The following is a 16,134-nucleotide window of genomic DNA, read 5'->3' as shown; positions in this document are numbered from 1 at the left end:
GACTTGCATTCCAGTAAAAAGTATACAATATGTGATGCTCTACTTGTCAACGCAGGTATAAAAAAAAGCGATTATAACCAACTCTCCATGTTATTTCTAGCTTTTAACACCGCTTTTCCGGCCATTTTTTTCTGTAAAATCAAGGTCTACTGGTAATCCAAATCATTGTAAGGAGTTACTTTAGAGTTGGCCGGATATTTTTTTTGCAATGGAAATAATTTTACAGAAAGCGGCCGATCATTTTGTTTCATTCACGTCCAATGCTCTTTTGACAGATTGATTTTCCTCTCTATAGTCGATATGTTGCCAATGGTTGTAATGAATCAGGTTTAACTGGTAACCATTCCTTTGTTTTTTGCTATTTCAGACAACATCATAATGAAAAATATTCTGTTCTTTATAACTTTGGCTCTATCGGTTGCAATACACAGCACCACAACTTCTGCCGCAACCGATCTGCAACCGACGAAAGAATATCTTATACGCACGGCGCAGGTTTTCTCTGAGATTATCGACCACTCTAAACCTGCAATAGTTTATATTCAGGTGACAAAAAAGGCGGCTGCGGGCAAGTCAGGCCAACAAAAACTCAGTCCCGAACTTGAAGAATTTTTTGGCAAAAAATCTGACAATGAAGCAGAAAACCCGTTTTTTACCGACCATACAACCTACGGGTATGGTTCCGGTTTTATCTTCAGCCCTGATGGATACATCATAACGAACAGCCATGTGATCAAAGACGCCAGCAAAATCACGGTCACACTCGCAGATAAAAGAGAGTTTTCGGCCTCAGTTATCGGCGTCGATGGCAAAACGGATATTGGCCTTATTAAAATTGCTGCGAAAAATCTTCCCTCCATTGCACTTGGTAATTCTGATCTTATCAAGAGTGGTCACTGGGTTCTCGCCATAGGCTCCCCGTATCAGTATATCCAGACAGTGACTGCGGGAATTGTCAGTGCCACAGGACGCAATGCCCTTGGCATCAGCGATTATGAAAGCTTCATCCAGACGGATGCTGCCATCAACCCTGGCAATTCAGGAGGACCGCTCATTAATATTGAAGGAGAGGTCATAGGGGTCAACACCGCCTTCCTCACCCAGACCGGGGGCTACATAGGGATTGGCTTTGCCATTCCCATAAATATGGTACGTACCGTGACAGAGCAACTTATTACCTATGGAAAAGTTACGCGCGCCTGGCTTGGAGTCTCTTTAAAGGATGCTACGGTGGACGATACGCTGACACTGATTGGACTTACCAGTGCTCAAGCAGCACGAGTTGTCGGGGTAAAAGATGACTCTCCCGCAGAACGGGCTGGCTTACAAGATGGTGATCTTATCATAACGATAAATGGGGCCCCAATTGCAGGGGCCGCTGATCTCAGAAACCGGATCTCACTGTCTCGCCCTCATTCTGATGTCACCCTCGAGTACATCAGGGATAACGTCAAAGTCACTCAGGCTGTAACTCTTGGTGTTCTGCAGTAAAGAGGCAAAGCCGCCGTTTTTTCAGGTGTTTAAAACAACCGCTACCTTTCTTCGAGGAGAACCTTCACCTCAAGTGGACTAAAGCGGGCAAGTATCGTTTTATCCGCAACAGCATATGGCACACTTGTATAATATTCACGCCAGGAATGTTGCCGATTTTCCGCCACACCAATTTCTGCTTCCACAGAGGTATTAATCGTATTTACACAGATGAGCAACTGGGTATGGAATTGCTCTTTTGTGCTGCAATGCACTGCCGGCTGACCTTTGGGATCGACCTGAGATACAGAAGTCATTTGAACTTCCACGGGCTTTTGGTCATTTACTATCTGTAGCCACGATCGTAAACTATTGAGACGGCGTATGAGAAGTGAAAAGTCCTCACGCCCCTCTGCTGTTGCCATGATACTTGGGAACGTATAAAAATAAAGCCCTCTGCTCCCGTGAATAATTGAAAGAAACGAGAGACAGTTCATTTCGGCAAAGGTCGGCAGTCTTGGCCAACCACTGGAGGCGTATTGCCTGCCACCAAAGGCCTGGATGACGGATTGGAGGCGATTTCTCCCAACATATTCTGCCGCCTCATCCATGGAATCAGAGAGCCAGGTCATCGGCATATTCGGTACCGGATACTGGTCCAGCATGAAATAATCCGCTCCCTTCTCATAATATGGTATAGCCTGTGGACGGACAATTGCCATATTGGTCACCGCTGCTGGGAAGCGGTCTTTTAAAATATTTTGAATGTCTTCGGCCTTACTCTCAGGAAAAGAATGAATCCCAGGTTCATCGTTGACGTAGTATGAAAATTTGCCTTGATGAAGAAGAGCCAGGTCATCCAGCATCAAAAGTAACTTCTCAGGATCCCGTGGCACAGAAAGAGTACAGTGCATACTAAGGTCCAGACATTTGGAAATATTATCGTAATTCATTGGAACTACGGCAGTATTAAGACCAATGCTTTTGAATTCATCAAGATTGTCAGGTTTTGCTCCATAGGCGCCTATTGGAAAAAATCTGGTTTTAGGAGGGAGTTGGTGAGGACCACCATCACCCGGCGCTACCTTTACCAACCAAGGTGATCGCATCCAGAAAGACGTGCTCGGGTAGTTGTTGTGAAATATAAAAGAACTCTCTTCTTTACTATAGGTTGCGGGACATGAGACTTGCACTTTCAACTTTTGCCATTTTTGTTCAGCCCTGTGTGTATTGAGGCGATACTTCTGACCCCATACGGTTATCTCTGGATAGGCTAAACCGTCCTCCCTGTCATTGCGAAAAAAATCTGCTGAAAATTGATACTCAGATCCAGGTTCGCACTGCTGTATCTCCGTACTCCACATTGCTTTTCGATCAAGCCCGGCAGTAAGGCCAATAGAATTGTTTTTCTGGTCGGCCTCGGTATCAAAATAAAATCTGCTGTCAAGAACTGCCTCCGCGGGAGGAGTGAACCAGAATTGTGGATGCCCTTTTACTGACAAGGACTGCTCAGGCGCCTTTTCGGGGTCGTCCATGTAGAGATGTGGATTAGAAAGCAGGTTATCTTCAAAATGTACCTCTTCCAGTGGCGGCCAGAGATCATCTGTCATGTAACGATGGGAGTAAACAAGCAATCCGTCTGCATTTGCTTGTGTTACTTCACTGATGGCTCTTGAAAATTCGATTTCGCGGAGGTCTTCCGCCTGGATGATGGGCCAGATAGGAACATCGACCAATCCTCTATAATAACGGGTTATTTCACCTATCCAGGAAACAGGCTTGCCAACCATTTTATGGTACACCATCGGAGAAAGCACATCTATATATGGGGCTAGAAGTTCAGCATCCTGGGCTAATTGGAAAGAAATAGCGCCATCATGCTCTGACTTTTTCCATGGCACGAGAAAAGCCCCCAGAAGTAGCTGCTGTCCATTGGCGTGACGATCAACCAGTTTTCTCGCCTCCATTGCAAAAGAAACTATTTGGGTTTTCTTCCACTCCATCCATTGTAAAGCAGCGTTTTGATGAATCCACTCCGCGGTTTTTTCAACTGATAGACCTTCGGGAATCTTCACCCTGGTCTCTTCCTGAAATAAGGAGAGACATCTCGGACAATAACAAGTATCGGCCAGGAACGGCTCTTCATGCTCCCATCGACCAGGATATCTGATATAATCAAGCCAGATGCCAGAGATTCCATTATCTCCACCAAAATCGGTCAGCCACTGTTTCAGCAGATGAAGTCTATTTTCACGCCACTGAGGATGAGTTGGACAGACTCCACCATAACTACCAGAAAGTTGAGTTCCATCGGCAGTAACTGGATTAGAATCTGGAAATGCTTTCCAAGGTTCGCGTCCACCGAATACATTCAAGGTGAGGTATACTTTGAATTGCTGTGTTGCAAAATATTCTATATCGTTACTTTCAGAACGTACAAATACAGCATTCACACCACTCTTTTTAAGACCAAGCCCCCCGCCAACGTCAAAACTACTGTTGCCCGTTGAAACACCATACATCCCCACCACTTGACCTCCTGCAAATAGCAAAGTCGGACTGATAAGAACCAGAAAGGAAAAGGCTCCAGCAAGAATGCACTTATTCATTATGAAAAATTTCCCCCTTGTTCTAAGGTTATAACATTTTCACGATTATGCTTTTTGGGACCAACCTTAACGATACGTGAGCGAGAATCTTAAAACTCAGAAAATTCCATATAAATCCAGTACAAATCCGCCGTAATCACGCCATTGTAAGTACTGTACATATAGCCTAAAAAGAACTTTGCTGTTTTTTCCTCATCAAACCAATCTTGATAATGTGCAAATACAAAGTAGAACTTCCTTCAGATAGCACCTCTTTCAGAGGTTGCAAGAATGGAATATCGATTGAGAATAATTTCCATTTTATTTCACACACCTGCTTCCTTAGTTGGATGTTGGTATGTAATTACGAGGTCATTAATTTTAAATAAAAACTATTTTTTTCTGTTTTTTTTTGTCATACACTCTTTTTTATGTGTATAATTCAGCGATACTTTAATAGAGGTTTTTGGGAGAATGTTCGCACAACTAAACAAGATACTCACTCCAGTGCTTTTAGCTCTATGTGTGGAGTCAACAATAGCAAGCGCCGCAGAAAAAGTCATTTCCATTGTATCTGAAACAGACCTCAGCACAATAAATGTTGTTGCTGGAGACTCCTTCGCTGTTCATCTCAAGGTAGATGATGCGTCAATGATTGCTGGAGCAGCTTTTACAGTTACTTATGATACAACAAACTTAGCCTTAAGCAATATTACCAGCACCTTCTTTGGAACTTTTGATACACAGCTTATTGATACACCTGAAGAAGATGGAAGCGGAGGATATATTACTGTAGATTCTGTGAAATATTACAGCCCTCAAGTTATAAGCCCCAATTCAACAGGAAGCATGCTTGCGGCAGTACGATTTCATAATGGATCAGGATTAGATGAATCTCTTTTCACGCTCACCTTTCAAGCTACAGGAAGCACTGGTGTCTATCCTATTTCTGTAATCAAATCAGTGATAACAAATACAACTGCTGGGTATACAGCCAATCCCGAAGATATTACCAATCGCATACCATTTTTTGTAGGTATAGAGGGTGACACGTATCCAAGTCACACCGTCAATACAATTAATAGTTGCACGGTAACTGTTAGCACTCAGTTTGTAGATATAGACCGCGACTTGATTGATGATAATTGGGAGATCACTTACCGCCCCAGTGGAGTGGCATCTGACGCAACAGATGTCCTCGAACATTTCACTGCAACCGGTGACTACGATAGGGATGGTTACAGTGATTTTCAAGAATACCAAAATCGTTACAAAACTGACCCAGAAAATAATACTTATAATCCAAAAATTAATAACGCCGCTCACGGCACTGGCTATATTGCAAAAAGAATTTTTCCATCTGGAATAAACTTATTGCTTTTAAACTGAGATTCTAACTAATGCGAATTTTTATTACCTTGCTTCTGTTCATGTTGTTTTTGCCCCAAAATGGTTATTCGGCCCAGCCCAAAGGCGTATGTGACCCAACCATTACACTACGATTAGAAGAAATGCCATTTGAGCAGGTCTTGAAGCAAGTTTCACAACAAACACATCTTTCATTTAGGATTGATGATAATTTAGCCCAAAAGAAGATTTCTGGAAATTTTGTTGAAAATGACGTAGAAACTTTCATTGCGAAATGCCTTCGTGGACAAAATTACAGCGCCATACATGACGAGGCTAGTAATACGTTAACCATTCGCACTTTTGGAGAAAAAAATAATCAGCTGGTAGATATCAGTCCGACTGGAATGACAGATGAATCTCCCGTAATAAATGTAGATCTGCAAAAATTACATGCAAAAGAAGATGTTGTCTATAAACAGTATATCAATGATCCTAAAGCTATAGAACCCTTAACCAGTACCCATTTAAATGATATAGCTCTTCTAAAAGACGAAGAAAACAAAATATATGACGAATATATTAACAACCCTGGGTCAGTTGAGCCTTTAACCGGTATAAAACTACAAGAAATAGGTGAACTTAAAAAAAAGGAAAGTGATTCATTTAATCAAAACATCAACAATCCAAAATCAGTAGAGCCTTTGACTGGGATGACGTTGCAAGAAATTGCTAAGCTCCAAACCCTGGAGGCTGAAACACACATTGAAAATGTTAACAACCCATTATTTATAAATCCATAAAATTGATGTTTTAACAATTATTTCTAGGAGAACAAAAACATGAAAAATTTCAAAAACCTTCTAACGCTAACTAGCTACATTTTAGTCGTAATATTTGCAACTTCTCAAATATGCCTTGCACAAAACGGCTATTGCACAAATGTTAAAGTTATTTCAGTAGGTGCAAAAACATCTGGAAAGATAATGCTATTACAGAATACTAGAACCGACTGCGGCGACTGGGCTTCTGGAGAGGCCGGACAGAAATGGTTTTTCGTGGATGATGCAAATGGCAACGCCAATGGAATGGTAGCTGCCGCTTTAACAGCACTAACACTTGATTCTAGCGTAACAGTTGTATCAAAAACTGCTAATACTTACACAAACTGGGGGAGTTTAATTCATGTTTCAGTGAGTGGTGAGTGATGTTTTCAACATTAAGCTACATCAAAAGTGTTATAGGAATCATCAATTAGAAAACTTATGATGTAGCTTGCTAATTTCAAATTACAAATGATAAAAAACAATTAAAATTACAACCTGCCGTTGATTTGAACCAACAGGATAATAAGGTATTATTAATGCTTGATTCCCTCACACTGCACAATTTTAAAGATAGTTTTAATTATAATTTTTATATCAAACTTGAATGATTGCTTAATCAAGTAATAACTATCCAGGCTCACCTTCTGAGAAACCTCCAAATCATCTCTACCATTTATTTGTGCCCACCCTGTAAGCCCTGGCACTAATACATGAACTCCTGCTTGCGTTCTTAGCCCAATAAGATCTTCTTGATTATAAAGGGCTGGTCGTGGACCGACAAAACTCATCTGTCCTTTCAATATACAAAACAGTTGTGGCAACTCATCCAAACTTGATTTTCGTAAAAAACCACCTATAGAAGTAACGTAACGGTCAGGATTTTCAATAAGATGTGTTGCAACCACGGGTGATTGAAGATACATGGTACGAAATTTAGGCATCTGAAAAATAGTGTTATTCTGTCCAACGCGAGCAGACCAGTAAAGAATAGGCCCACGTGATGTAATTTTCACAAATGCTCCAATGATACACATAGGTATAATTAATACAATAACACCAAGAAATGCCAATGAAAAATCAAAAACCCGCTTCATAACCCGCCTTGTCTCTGATATAAGCTTTTGCGGTTTTCCACAACCCCTCATTAAGCGTATATGCCGGTGCCCAATCAAGTAAATCAACTGTTTTGGATATATCAACCTGCAATGACCCTAATATTCGATGTGCCAAAGACCGTTTACCTAATAAGGCCGCAGCAATTTCTAATAATCCATGTGGAACCCTTACAAGCCTTGCAGGTCGTTCTAGCGCCTGACCAAGAATAACCAACAACTCTGTAGTGGAAATACTTGCTCCGTCTCCAGCCAAAAATATCTCATTTTTGGCTTTAGGATGATCGATACAGACTATGATTAAATCTACTAAATTTTCTACATATACAAAACTACGTTTATTGTAAATCGAACCGAATGGTAAAGGAATCCCCTTATCTAACCAATTCATCAAATTTTTAAAATTTGCTTTTACACCTGGTCCATATACCAGTGGCGGACGAATAATTACAACTTCCATTGAAGTCTTAGATGAAATAGCCAAAAGTGCCAACTCAGTTTCATACTTTGAAACTGCGTAGGCCCCTACAGGACAAGGGTCATCGTCTGGGACAAATTTCAAGCCTGCAATGGTGTTTTCTCCATTAACTTTTATTGAACTTATATAGACAAATCTCCGAACTCCACATTCGGCAGCCTGTTTCGCTAGATTAACAGTACCATTTACATTAATAGTATGATAATTTGACAATTGATCTTCACTTTTTTCATTCATAACATGTACACGTGCTGCCAGATGTACAACACAATCAACACACGCCAACGCCCTTTCCCATTTGGTAGTGTGATCAATATTATCAATAATTATTATCTCTTCATCACTAGAAATATCAGCTAAGGCCTGCCGCCGCACTGCATTACGAACAAAATAATTACGCTGCAAAAGCTTTTTTGTAAGCCATCTCCCAACAAATCCATTTGCACCTGTAACAAGAATTCGCCGCACAACGTTAACCTATTTTTTATTCTAAAGTTCGGTACCAAATTCGACCAAGATCCCATTCAAATTTGGTTGATTTAATAAATGAGAAAAAATAATTGTGGTAAGATCTTCTAAAAGAAACAAACATTTCTTCTTTTTGATTTATTTTACGCACTGTTCAGAAAAAAGACCTATCATGCCAAAGATAAAAAATACTGATATTAGCTGTTCAGTAATCTATTATACAGATCTACATAGCGCTGACCTTGAATGTGAGCGGTAAAATTGGACTGAAGTCTTTTTCTCGCATTTTTTCCAAATTCTTCTCTTAGATTTTTATTGGCAAATAAGCTATTAATTTTGGAATGCAACCCATATGAATCATTAGGAGAAACTACATAGCCGGTTACGTTATTTAGATTGACGAAACTAGTTCCAGTTCCCAATTCAGTTGAAACCATCGGCTTTCCATAAAACGAAGATTCTAACAAAACTTGTCCAAAAGCTTCAGAAGGAGACACAGAGGGTAAAACAAGACAACTAGAGTTTTGAATCAAATATTTCAGGTTACATTCGGGTTGAAATCCTAGCAAATGGACATTAACTAAGTTTTCTTTTTTAATCCTCACAGCCAATTCATCAAACATAGGTCCTTCACCCACTATTAAGATACTACCATTAATAGATTTTGAAGCATCCAATAAAACATGAAGGCCTTTATACCATCTTAAAACTCCTATAAACAAAGTATACCTTTTTAGACCATTAACTTTAGCAATAAATTCATTATCGATTTCATCCCCCCCCTGAAATCTGGACTCATCTATCCAAAGATTTATGACTTCACATTTCTCTCTATAATTCTGTAATATCAGGCTTGAATCAAGAAGGTTCTGACTTGTAGGTACTATGACAGTTGCTTTGCTAAAGAGTCTTTTTGCAAATGGCTCATATATTTTTCTTAATACATTCCATTTATTAATAGCGCAATGGAAGGTTATAACAACTGGCTTTTTCAATCCTATCAAACTAAAATACAACTCATCACAGGTAGATGGATAATGTATTTGTATAATATCAGTTTCTTGAATAAATTTTTTATATTCTTTTATTAATTGAAGGCTGAAAGGAGCTGACTCATGTCCAAAACATGATTTAAAAGCATAAGCGTGAATTCCATCTACAACAGAATAACTATTCTCGTGTGCCTGACAAACAACTCTAGTTTCAAAACCGCAGGCATTTGAATATTTGCCAATTTGTCTGATAGCCTCCTCTAGCCCTCCTTGAGTATAAGGAAAAAATGTTTTGAAGAAATGTGTAATTATTTTCATTTTTTACGACATATACAGAGAGTCTAATCGTGTAACATTATTCTCAATAGAATATCCTCCACTGAGCCTGAATGCATTCCCTATCATTTTACCTGCAGCCTTCTCCCTCACTAGATTAATAGCGACATTGAGTTGTTCATAATTATCGTTCACGGATTTCATTTTTGTCAACAACCCAGTTTCCCTAGGTATAATTAAATCAATATTGCCTCTACAATCAGTACCAACAACTAATATCTCACTCATCATGGCTTCAATTATAGCACTTGGCAAACCTTCAAAAACCGCAGTGCTCCAGTAAATATCAAAATTATGAATGATATCACAGGCCATAGGTAAATCGCCCCAAAAATAGATTCTATTTCTATTTTTCATTTTTACGTATGTTTCATCAACTTCTTGTTTATATTTTTCCTGGGATTCGTTTTTCCTGATGTAACCTCCAAAAATATGAAGACTTACATCGTTTTGCTGAACAAGATCGAAAGCCTTCAACATCGTAATAATATCTTTCTGATAGCACATCCGCGATAAGGTGATAATATTAATGTTATATTTATCTGTTTCCTTTCGCACTTTAATTGGCAGTTCTCGTCTATCCACCGTAATACCATTAGCTATAACAACTACATTCTCACCCTTTGTCTTAATTTCATCTAAATAATATTGCCTTTCAGATTCGGATACCGCTATACACATATTGATACTAGACGAAAAAAACTTTTCGAAAAGAACATATAATTTTTTTTTCCCCCCACCAAAAGGCATATGAAAACCCCTAAATGTATAGAACATATTAATATTTCTATAAAATATTTTTGCGAAAAAACCGTACAATGCTCCTCCTTTACCATTGACATGTATAATATCAGGGCTCACCTCCTTTACAACTGCAAGAACTTTAAATAATGAATTGAGGGAAAATTTAGTCACATCTACTTCAAAAGCTTTGACGACATTGTTTTTAAAGTCCTCAAGAATAATTCTATCTTCTGGAGTGGTAGGTTCAAGGCCCAATGAATAATGTAAATATTTGTCCTGGGATGCCTGTATAAATCTTAAACTGTTTATGGCAGTTCCACCTATTTTATAAGCCAAAATGAAATGTAAAACTTTTTTTTTCATGTCATGTGCTAAAACAATATATAGAGTTTAGAGTTGTAATAGTTTACGGTTAAATTCTTTATAATACAAAATAATATGAACCAGTTACTGGTATTATGGTAATCAATCTTCAGAATCGGAAACCAACCAGTAAGTGATCAAATTAATAATTCCAGTTAGAAACTCCTGACTACATTAAAAATATTTACAAGAAACACTAAAAGCATGACTATATTCCCTATAGTCCGAACTCTAAATTCTCGAATCGCAAATCCATGAGCAGCTAAAACACACAACAATGGCAAAAGCATAGTTTTATGTCTCAACTGAAGAGACATCGTTGATACAAGGAAAATACCTATTAAATACGTAAGATGTAAATATAGCAACAAATCAGTCCGCTTTTTTAACCAGATCTGAAATGCCACAACCAATGATTGAACCCACCATTTAAGAAGAACAATATTCAAAACTCCTGCAAAAAAATTTAAAAGCAATCGCGGGACAAAAACACCATCAGTCACAATATTTAGACTAGTATAAGGAGCACAAAAGAAAAACACAAAAGTTAATGGAATTCGTAAATAGAAGGACATACTGGATAGTATAAAGAGGATTGACGAATCTTGTTTTTTGTCAGCAGCATTGGCTATAAATGAATTAACATAATCATTTCGAAGAAATGATATTTGTTTTTCATCTACATAACCTGAAGACACAGCATAAGCAATTACAATTACGACTATTGCACTTAAAGGAAGCAATATTAAAAATGCGTATTTTTTTAATTTTTTTATAGATATCGGAAGTAATAACGGCATTACACTACAAACTAACATTATTGCTGATGCTATTCTAAAATACGCTAAACAGATCGTCGCAATCAAAAATTTGAAAATTGATCCATTAATAAGAGAGAACAGAGCAACAGTAAAGAATAATGCTGTCCAACCATCTCTAATGAGTATTAAACCATCTGCCCAAAGAGAAAAATGCATTAACGCAAGCCAATAGGCAAGTTGTATACTATTAGGTCCTAAAGGAGATTCATACCACAAAGGTAAACATCTGACCGCTACCAAAGAACACAATGATGGTATAAAGGATAGTGCAAACACATTAAGAAGCAATAAATCGACTAAATGACACTCACGAAAAAATTCAATCATCTGAACAAATGTCCCTAAAAAAATTGAGAACGGATGCATGACTGAAGAATAAGCTCTGAGAGCGCCATTGCGGCTAAAATCAACGTCTTTCGTTGCTTGGGTATAAAAATAGGTGTCGTCTGTTCCAATTCCACCTTCAGGCCCAGACAATCCCTCATAATTTGGTAGCGTATACATCTGCGCGGTGAAAATGAGCAGCGCAAGAAGGGTATAAACAGCAAAACTCAATAATACAGTGTTTTTTCCTTGAAAAGCGTACTGGATGAAAATTGGACGAGTTAAATGGGCTGCTATTGCAAAAATTATATATAATGGTACAGACAAAGGATTCACCAGCAAAATAGCAAAACAACACAACAGAGAAAGCATAAACTCTGTGCGTCCTATAATAAATATTGTTTGCTTTTTGGCTTGTTGATCAAATAGACTTTCTATTGGTATCATTGTGATAACGAGATCTTATTTTCCCCGAAAAGTATTAAACGCGTAAGTGTAGCCAGCATATCATCCTGCATCAAACCTATATAACTAGATTGTTTGGGACCTTTTTCACGCAAATTCTCTATAACCCCTTCTTGACAACAACATTGTGTTATACGTGTCTTAATCTCATCCACAGACAACGGATTGATATACATAACAGCGTCGCCACATATTTCAGGAATAGAGCCTATTGCCGAGGCAACAACAGGCGTCCCATATTTCATAGCTTCCAATGGTGGATATCCAAACCCTTCATTGAGCGTCGGATAAACAAAGAGAGCTGCTTTTTTATAACAAGAATCTAATTCTTCTTGGGAAACATAGTTCTTTAAAATAAACCTAGATTTATTTTTAATGAATTTGAATGTCCACGGATTAGTGACTCCAAGCAGAAGTGTTTTTGATGGTATAGATATCCCTTGAGAATACAGTTCATCTATTGCCCTAACCGCCCGATAAGCATTCTTAAGCCACCTATTTGATGATATTAAAAGAATAAAATTTTGATCTTCTAGAACCAACTTTTCGACAAAATTATCATTCATCGATCGATTGTTTGCTTTTCTTGGACTATAGAGCACTCGTATTTTATCCTCACCAATATTTTTTATTGATGAGAGCAAAGAGTATTTTGTATGATTTGATGGAACTACTATCACATCAGCTTTTCTAGACAAAACAGAATATATATTTCTTTTTCTTTGAATATCGTGTTTTGAAAAAAGCATACGATAGCAAAATCTCATTAAAGACCATATACTAAAGGAATAATACAGCTCAAACTTATCTCGAGGCATTTCGATACTTCGGAGGCCATGAATGGTCAAAATAAATTTTGTCTCTCCAAATTCGAGTGCTAAATGATCTTTTCGAAATAAAGGAGCGTAATACACTTCAAACTTGTTATTCGACAAAATTTTTTGTAATTTTTTATTATCTTTTATAGCTACAAATTGACACCCTGGTGTATCAAACTTTCTTGTTATGCTTGAGTCTAACGGTCTTGAAGGGTCAAATATAAACGTTATTTCTTGATGATTTCTATTCTTTAGAATACTATGGAAAATCTCTTTTGCATACTCCCCGCCACCATGGAATTTTGATTGTCCATCGGTTTGTGTAGCTATCAAATCAACTAATATAGATTTCTTGTTTTTTTCGGCTTGTTTCAAAATCGATCATTCCTTCAAAGAATAAACAGTAAATTTAACCACAAGGTTAATCATTCTTTACACTCTATCTAAGCCAAATCAATACATATCGATTGGTCAATTAGGATATTGGACCAAAAATTAGTGCGTAAAATCGATATGGCCCCTCAATTGTTTGTCGTTTCTCTTTTATTAATTGCGTATCCTAATAAAATAACATTTTTTGTAAACACATACTCTAATCCACGACCACAAAGCATAAAAAGCACTTTATGAAAATACCGTTCAACAAACAACCGAATGGTACCAGTAAAATGTTTAGCAGCTTCTGAAATAACTTCAAGTTCTTGTAATCCCCCTGACTCTAACAATTGCAATAGTGAGGTCCGCGTAAATGACCTTTCATGTGTAAGGTCCATGTATCGAGTATAACTTGATGTTAAATTCGCAGCATTTGGAGTTCTAACTATACAGAATCCGCCAGGAATCAATGCACTCTGCATAGCCCTAACAAATTCAAGACAATGATCAATAGTTTCTAAATGTTCCAATACATCAGTACAAAAGATACCCGAAAAAGTTTTCTTATGATCTTTTAAATACTCTAGTGCATCAGAACAGATCAATTCTGTATTCGGCAAACATTCACGGGCTTTATCGATTTGCCCTTTTGAAATATCCACGCCAACAGGCTTTATATTTGTATATTTCGTTAGCTGCTGTAGAAGTAACCCACTCCCACAACCGGCATCAAGGACTAGGCTATCCTGAGACAATGACTCAAGATATTGACCATACATAATTTTAAATGAATCCTCATCCTTTCTTGAAATTTGTTCAACATCTTTATTAGCTCGTCTATAATGCGTGGCATATTGTTCAAACAATATCTTTCGCAGTTGATTTTGCACGCTCCCTCCATGTATTTTTGTGTAATAGTATTATAAACATGACTAGATTTATCAAATTTAAAAATAAATCAGCCCAAGCAGCCCCTTTCAATCCATAACTAGGAATAACGAGTACGGATAAGGTGAAAGCCATTGCTGTAATAATAATATATGGTAGCAAAAATATTTTAAAATTTCGCGTGGCTGTCAACCCATACCCCAATAGCGAGTTAATATAAGACAATGCTCCAGCGCTAAACAGAATCACCAATAGATCTGGATATTGTCCATATTCAGGGCGATAAATAGCAGCTAGCAGCGATGGTCCAAAAAAAAATGCCACGAGCATCCCTCCACAACCGATAATTGCACCAAGAGAAACGATCCGAAATAACAGGCTGTTATATTTATTTAATTCACCTGTGGCATAATATTTCGCCATACGAGGAACACAAGATTGTCCTATCGAAGATACAATCGTGTTACCCACAACGACCAAATACGCTAACGCAGTATATATACCAAGTTCACGAGCTCCACAGTAGTCATCTATAAACAACCTTGGAATATTTGTTTTTAGCGAAATCATTGTCATCACAAATGCAAGAGGTAGAGTAAGCTGTATAAGTGCTTTTAGCTTTCGTACTCGAAACGTTGGTTTTATATTGAAACACTTCCCCCAAGTTGAAGTTGGATCATTCAAATTATCGTTCAACATAACCTTCACATTATAAAGGTCATAAGTAAACAAAACCAGTCCCCTCGTGGTGGCTAATGCAACAACACCAGCCAACACATTGTGAGTGAATAAAACTACGCATCCCACCACAATTATTGATGAGATCCCGTGTAACACAAGTGAGCGTGCAATATAATCCATACGTTCATGTTTCTGTATAAAACCGTATAAAACATCACTCATAGATTCAAAAGCCTTAAAGATGCCTAATACTAAAATTATTAGAGCAGTGAAGTGACTATACCCACCCCATATGACCACACAAGCAATCAAAATCAAAGCGAGCATCGTTGTCATTAAACGCAGTGCTATATAGTGCCCAAACTCGTACTCATATTTTGCGTCAGTAGCTTGTACAGCACGCAGATGAAGCTGGCTGAATATTATAATTGGAGCAGTAATCGCCAACCCCAATGAAAATTGACCAACCATTTCAGAGGTCGTCAGTTTTGCCAACAATACCAATATTCCCCATTGACATCCCGCATAGACCGAACTCCCTGTGACACTCCAAGAAAAATTATGCCATAAAGAAAGTCGTTTTGAGGTAGGTGAAACTTTAATTTCCATATTGACACAGGTATTTATTCGCTTTTCCTTCATTTCTCACACAAACGAAAATCCACACTACAACCTACAAACATTTCAATTTACCCCTTATCCAGCCATTGATTACTTTAACTCAACTCAAAGCAACTACAGCTCAAACACTCTTTCTCTGTGCTATATTCACACAAAGTAAACATGCTAGATCCTAAATTTACTTCGCATTAGTTCACCAAGCATATTGCCTTTTCAACCACCTGATCCGTCCATACGTTTCGGCTGCTTGCCTTTAGTGGTCCAGATTTTTTCTAAGTGAATACAATTACCTACTATCTCTAGACAAATCAGAGCGTCCTACACCGATCAAAAATCTCCACGATAACATCTTGCATAGTAGAGAGTTAAGGTAATTCATTTCTTTCTAACTGAGAGCCTCAGCTCTATTAACTGAA

13 protein-coding genes are annotated in these 16,134 nt (G+C 38.0%); 4 read left to right on the top strand and 9 right to left on the bottom strand.

From position 1 onward, the window contains the following. The first annotated feature begins 378 nt into the window (after positions 1-378). A complete protein-coding gene (locus FCL48_RS08125; RefSeq protein ID WP_136871766.1) occupies positions 379-1,491 on the top strand; it encodes a trypsin-like peptidase domain-containing protein in 1,113 nt (370 codons plus the stop codon). A 41-nt stretch (positions 1,492-1,532) separates the two neighbouring features. On the opposite strand, the gene FCL48_RS08120 is transcribed toward FCL48_RS08125, so the two are convergent. Further along, positions 1,533-4,079, bottom strand: a complete 2,547-nt coding sequence (locus FCL48_RS08120) for a hypothetical protein (RefSeq protein ID WP_136871765.1) — start codon at positions 4,077-4,079, stop codon at positions 1,533-1,535. Between the two features lie 453 nt (positions 4,080-4,532). Between FCL48_RS08120 and FCL48_RS08115 the strand changes: the two genes are divergently transcribed. From FCL48_RS08115 to FCL48_RS08105, 3 genes are read left to right on the top strand one after another with little or no spacing between them, the layout of a single operon-like run. Beyond that, positions 4,533-5,447 (top strand): hypothetical protein, encoded by a 915-nt coding sequence (locus FCL48_RS08115; RefSeq protein WP_136871764.1) that lies wholly within the window; start codon positions 4,533-4,535, stop codon positions 5,445-5,447. An 11-nt stretch (positions 5,448-5,458) separates the two neighbouring features. Continuing rightward, positions 5,459-6,208: a hypothetical protein gene (locus FCL48_RS08110; RefSeq protein ID WP_136871763.1), complete on the top strand. Its 750-nt coding sequence runs from the start codon at positions 5,459-5,461 to the stop codon at positions 6,206-6,208. Between the two features lie 39 nt (positions 6,209-6,247). Next, entirely contained in the window at positions 6,248-6,613 is a 366-nt protein-coding gene (locus FCL48_RS08105; protein ID WP_136871762.1) for a hypothetical protein, read from the top strand. 152 nt (positions 6,614-6,765) lie between these two features. Here the strand turns inward: FCL48_RS08105 and FCL48_RS08100 are convergent, their stop codons facing one another. The 8 genes from FCL48_RS08100 to FCL48_RS08065 form a co-directional block, all read right to left on the bottom strand. Then, a complete protein-coding gene (locus FCL48_RS08100) occupies positions 6,766-7,326 on the bottom strand; it encodes a sugar transferase (RefSeq protein ID WP_136871761.1) in 561 nt (186 codons plus the stop codon). Further along, positions 7,310-8,290 carry an SDR family oxidoreductase gene (locus FCL48_RS08095; RefSeq protein WP_136871760.1) on the bottom strand — a complete coding sequence of 327 codons (981 nt, stop codon included), beginning with the start codon at positions 8,288-8,290 and terminating at the stop codon, positions 7,310-7,312. Before FCL48_RS08095 ends, FCL48_RS08100 begins: the two co-directional genes overlap by 17 nt. A gap of 197 nt (positions 8,291-8,487) precedes the next feature. Beyond that, on the bottom strand, positions 8,488-9,600 hold the full coding sequence (locus FCL48_RS08090; protein ID WP_136871759.1) for a glycosyltransferase: 1,113 nt from the start codon (positions 9,598-9,600) through the stop codon (positions 8,488-8,490). A gap of 3 nt (positions 9,601-9,603) precedes the next feature. Continuing rightward, the gene (locus tag FCL48_RS08085; RefSeq protein ID WP_136871758.1) at positions 9,604-10,725 is read right to left on the bottom strand and encodes a glycosyltransferase; all 1,122 of its coding nucleotides are present in this window, start codon (positions 10,723-10,725) and stop codon (positions 9,604-9,606) included. Positions 10,726-10,880: 155 nt separating this feature from the next. Next, complete coding sequence (locus tag FCL48_RS08080; RefSeq protein ID WP_136871757.1) at positions 10,881-12,317, bottom strand: hypothetical protein; 1,437 nt, start codon at positions 12,315-12,317, stop codon at positions 10,881-10,883. After that, positions 12,314-13,528, bottom strand: coding sequence for a glycosyltransferase (locus FCL48_RS08075; protein WP_136871756.1), 1,215 nt, complete (start codon positions 13,526-13,528; stop codon positions 12,314-12,316). Before FCL48_RS08075 ends, FCL48_RS08080 begins: the two co-directional genes overlap by 4 nt. Positions 13,529-13,674: 146 nt before the next feature. Then, entirely contained in the window at positions 13,675-14,418 is a 744-nt protein-coding gene (locus tag FCL48_RS08070) for a class I SAM-dependent methyltransferase (RefSeq protein WP_136871755.1), read from the bottom strand. After that, positions 14,387-15,706: a lipopolysaccharide biosynthesis protein gene (locus FCL48_RS08065; RefSeq protein WP_169309135.1), complete on the bottom strand. Its 1,320-nt coding sequence runs from the start codon at positions 15,704-15,706 to the stop codon at positions 14,387-14,389. The genes FCL48_RS08070 and FCL48_RS08065 overlap by 32 nt, the downstream gene beginning before the upstream one ends. Positions 15,707-16,134: the final 428 nt, after the last annotated feature.

It is taken from the genome of Desulforhopalus sp. IMCC35007 (assembly GCF_005116575.1).
Taxonomy (GTDB): Bacteria; Desulfobacterota; Desulfobulbia; order Desulfobulbales; family Desulfocapsaceae; genus Desulforhopalus_A.
The sequence above is the reverse complement of the archived record's forward strand: the minus strand, read 5'-3'. Positions and strand labels throughout refer to the sequence as shown.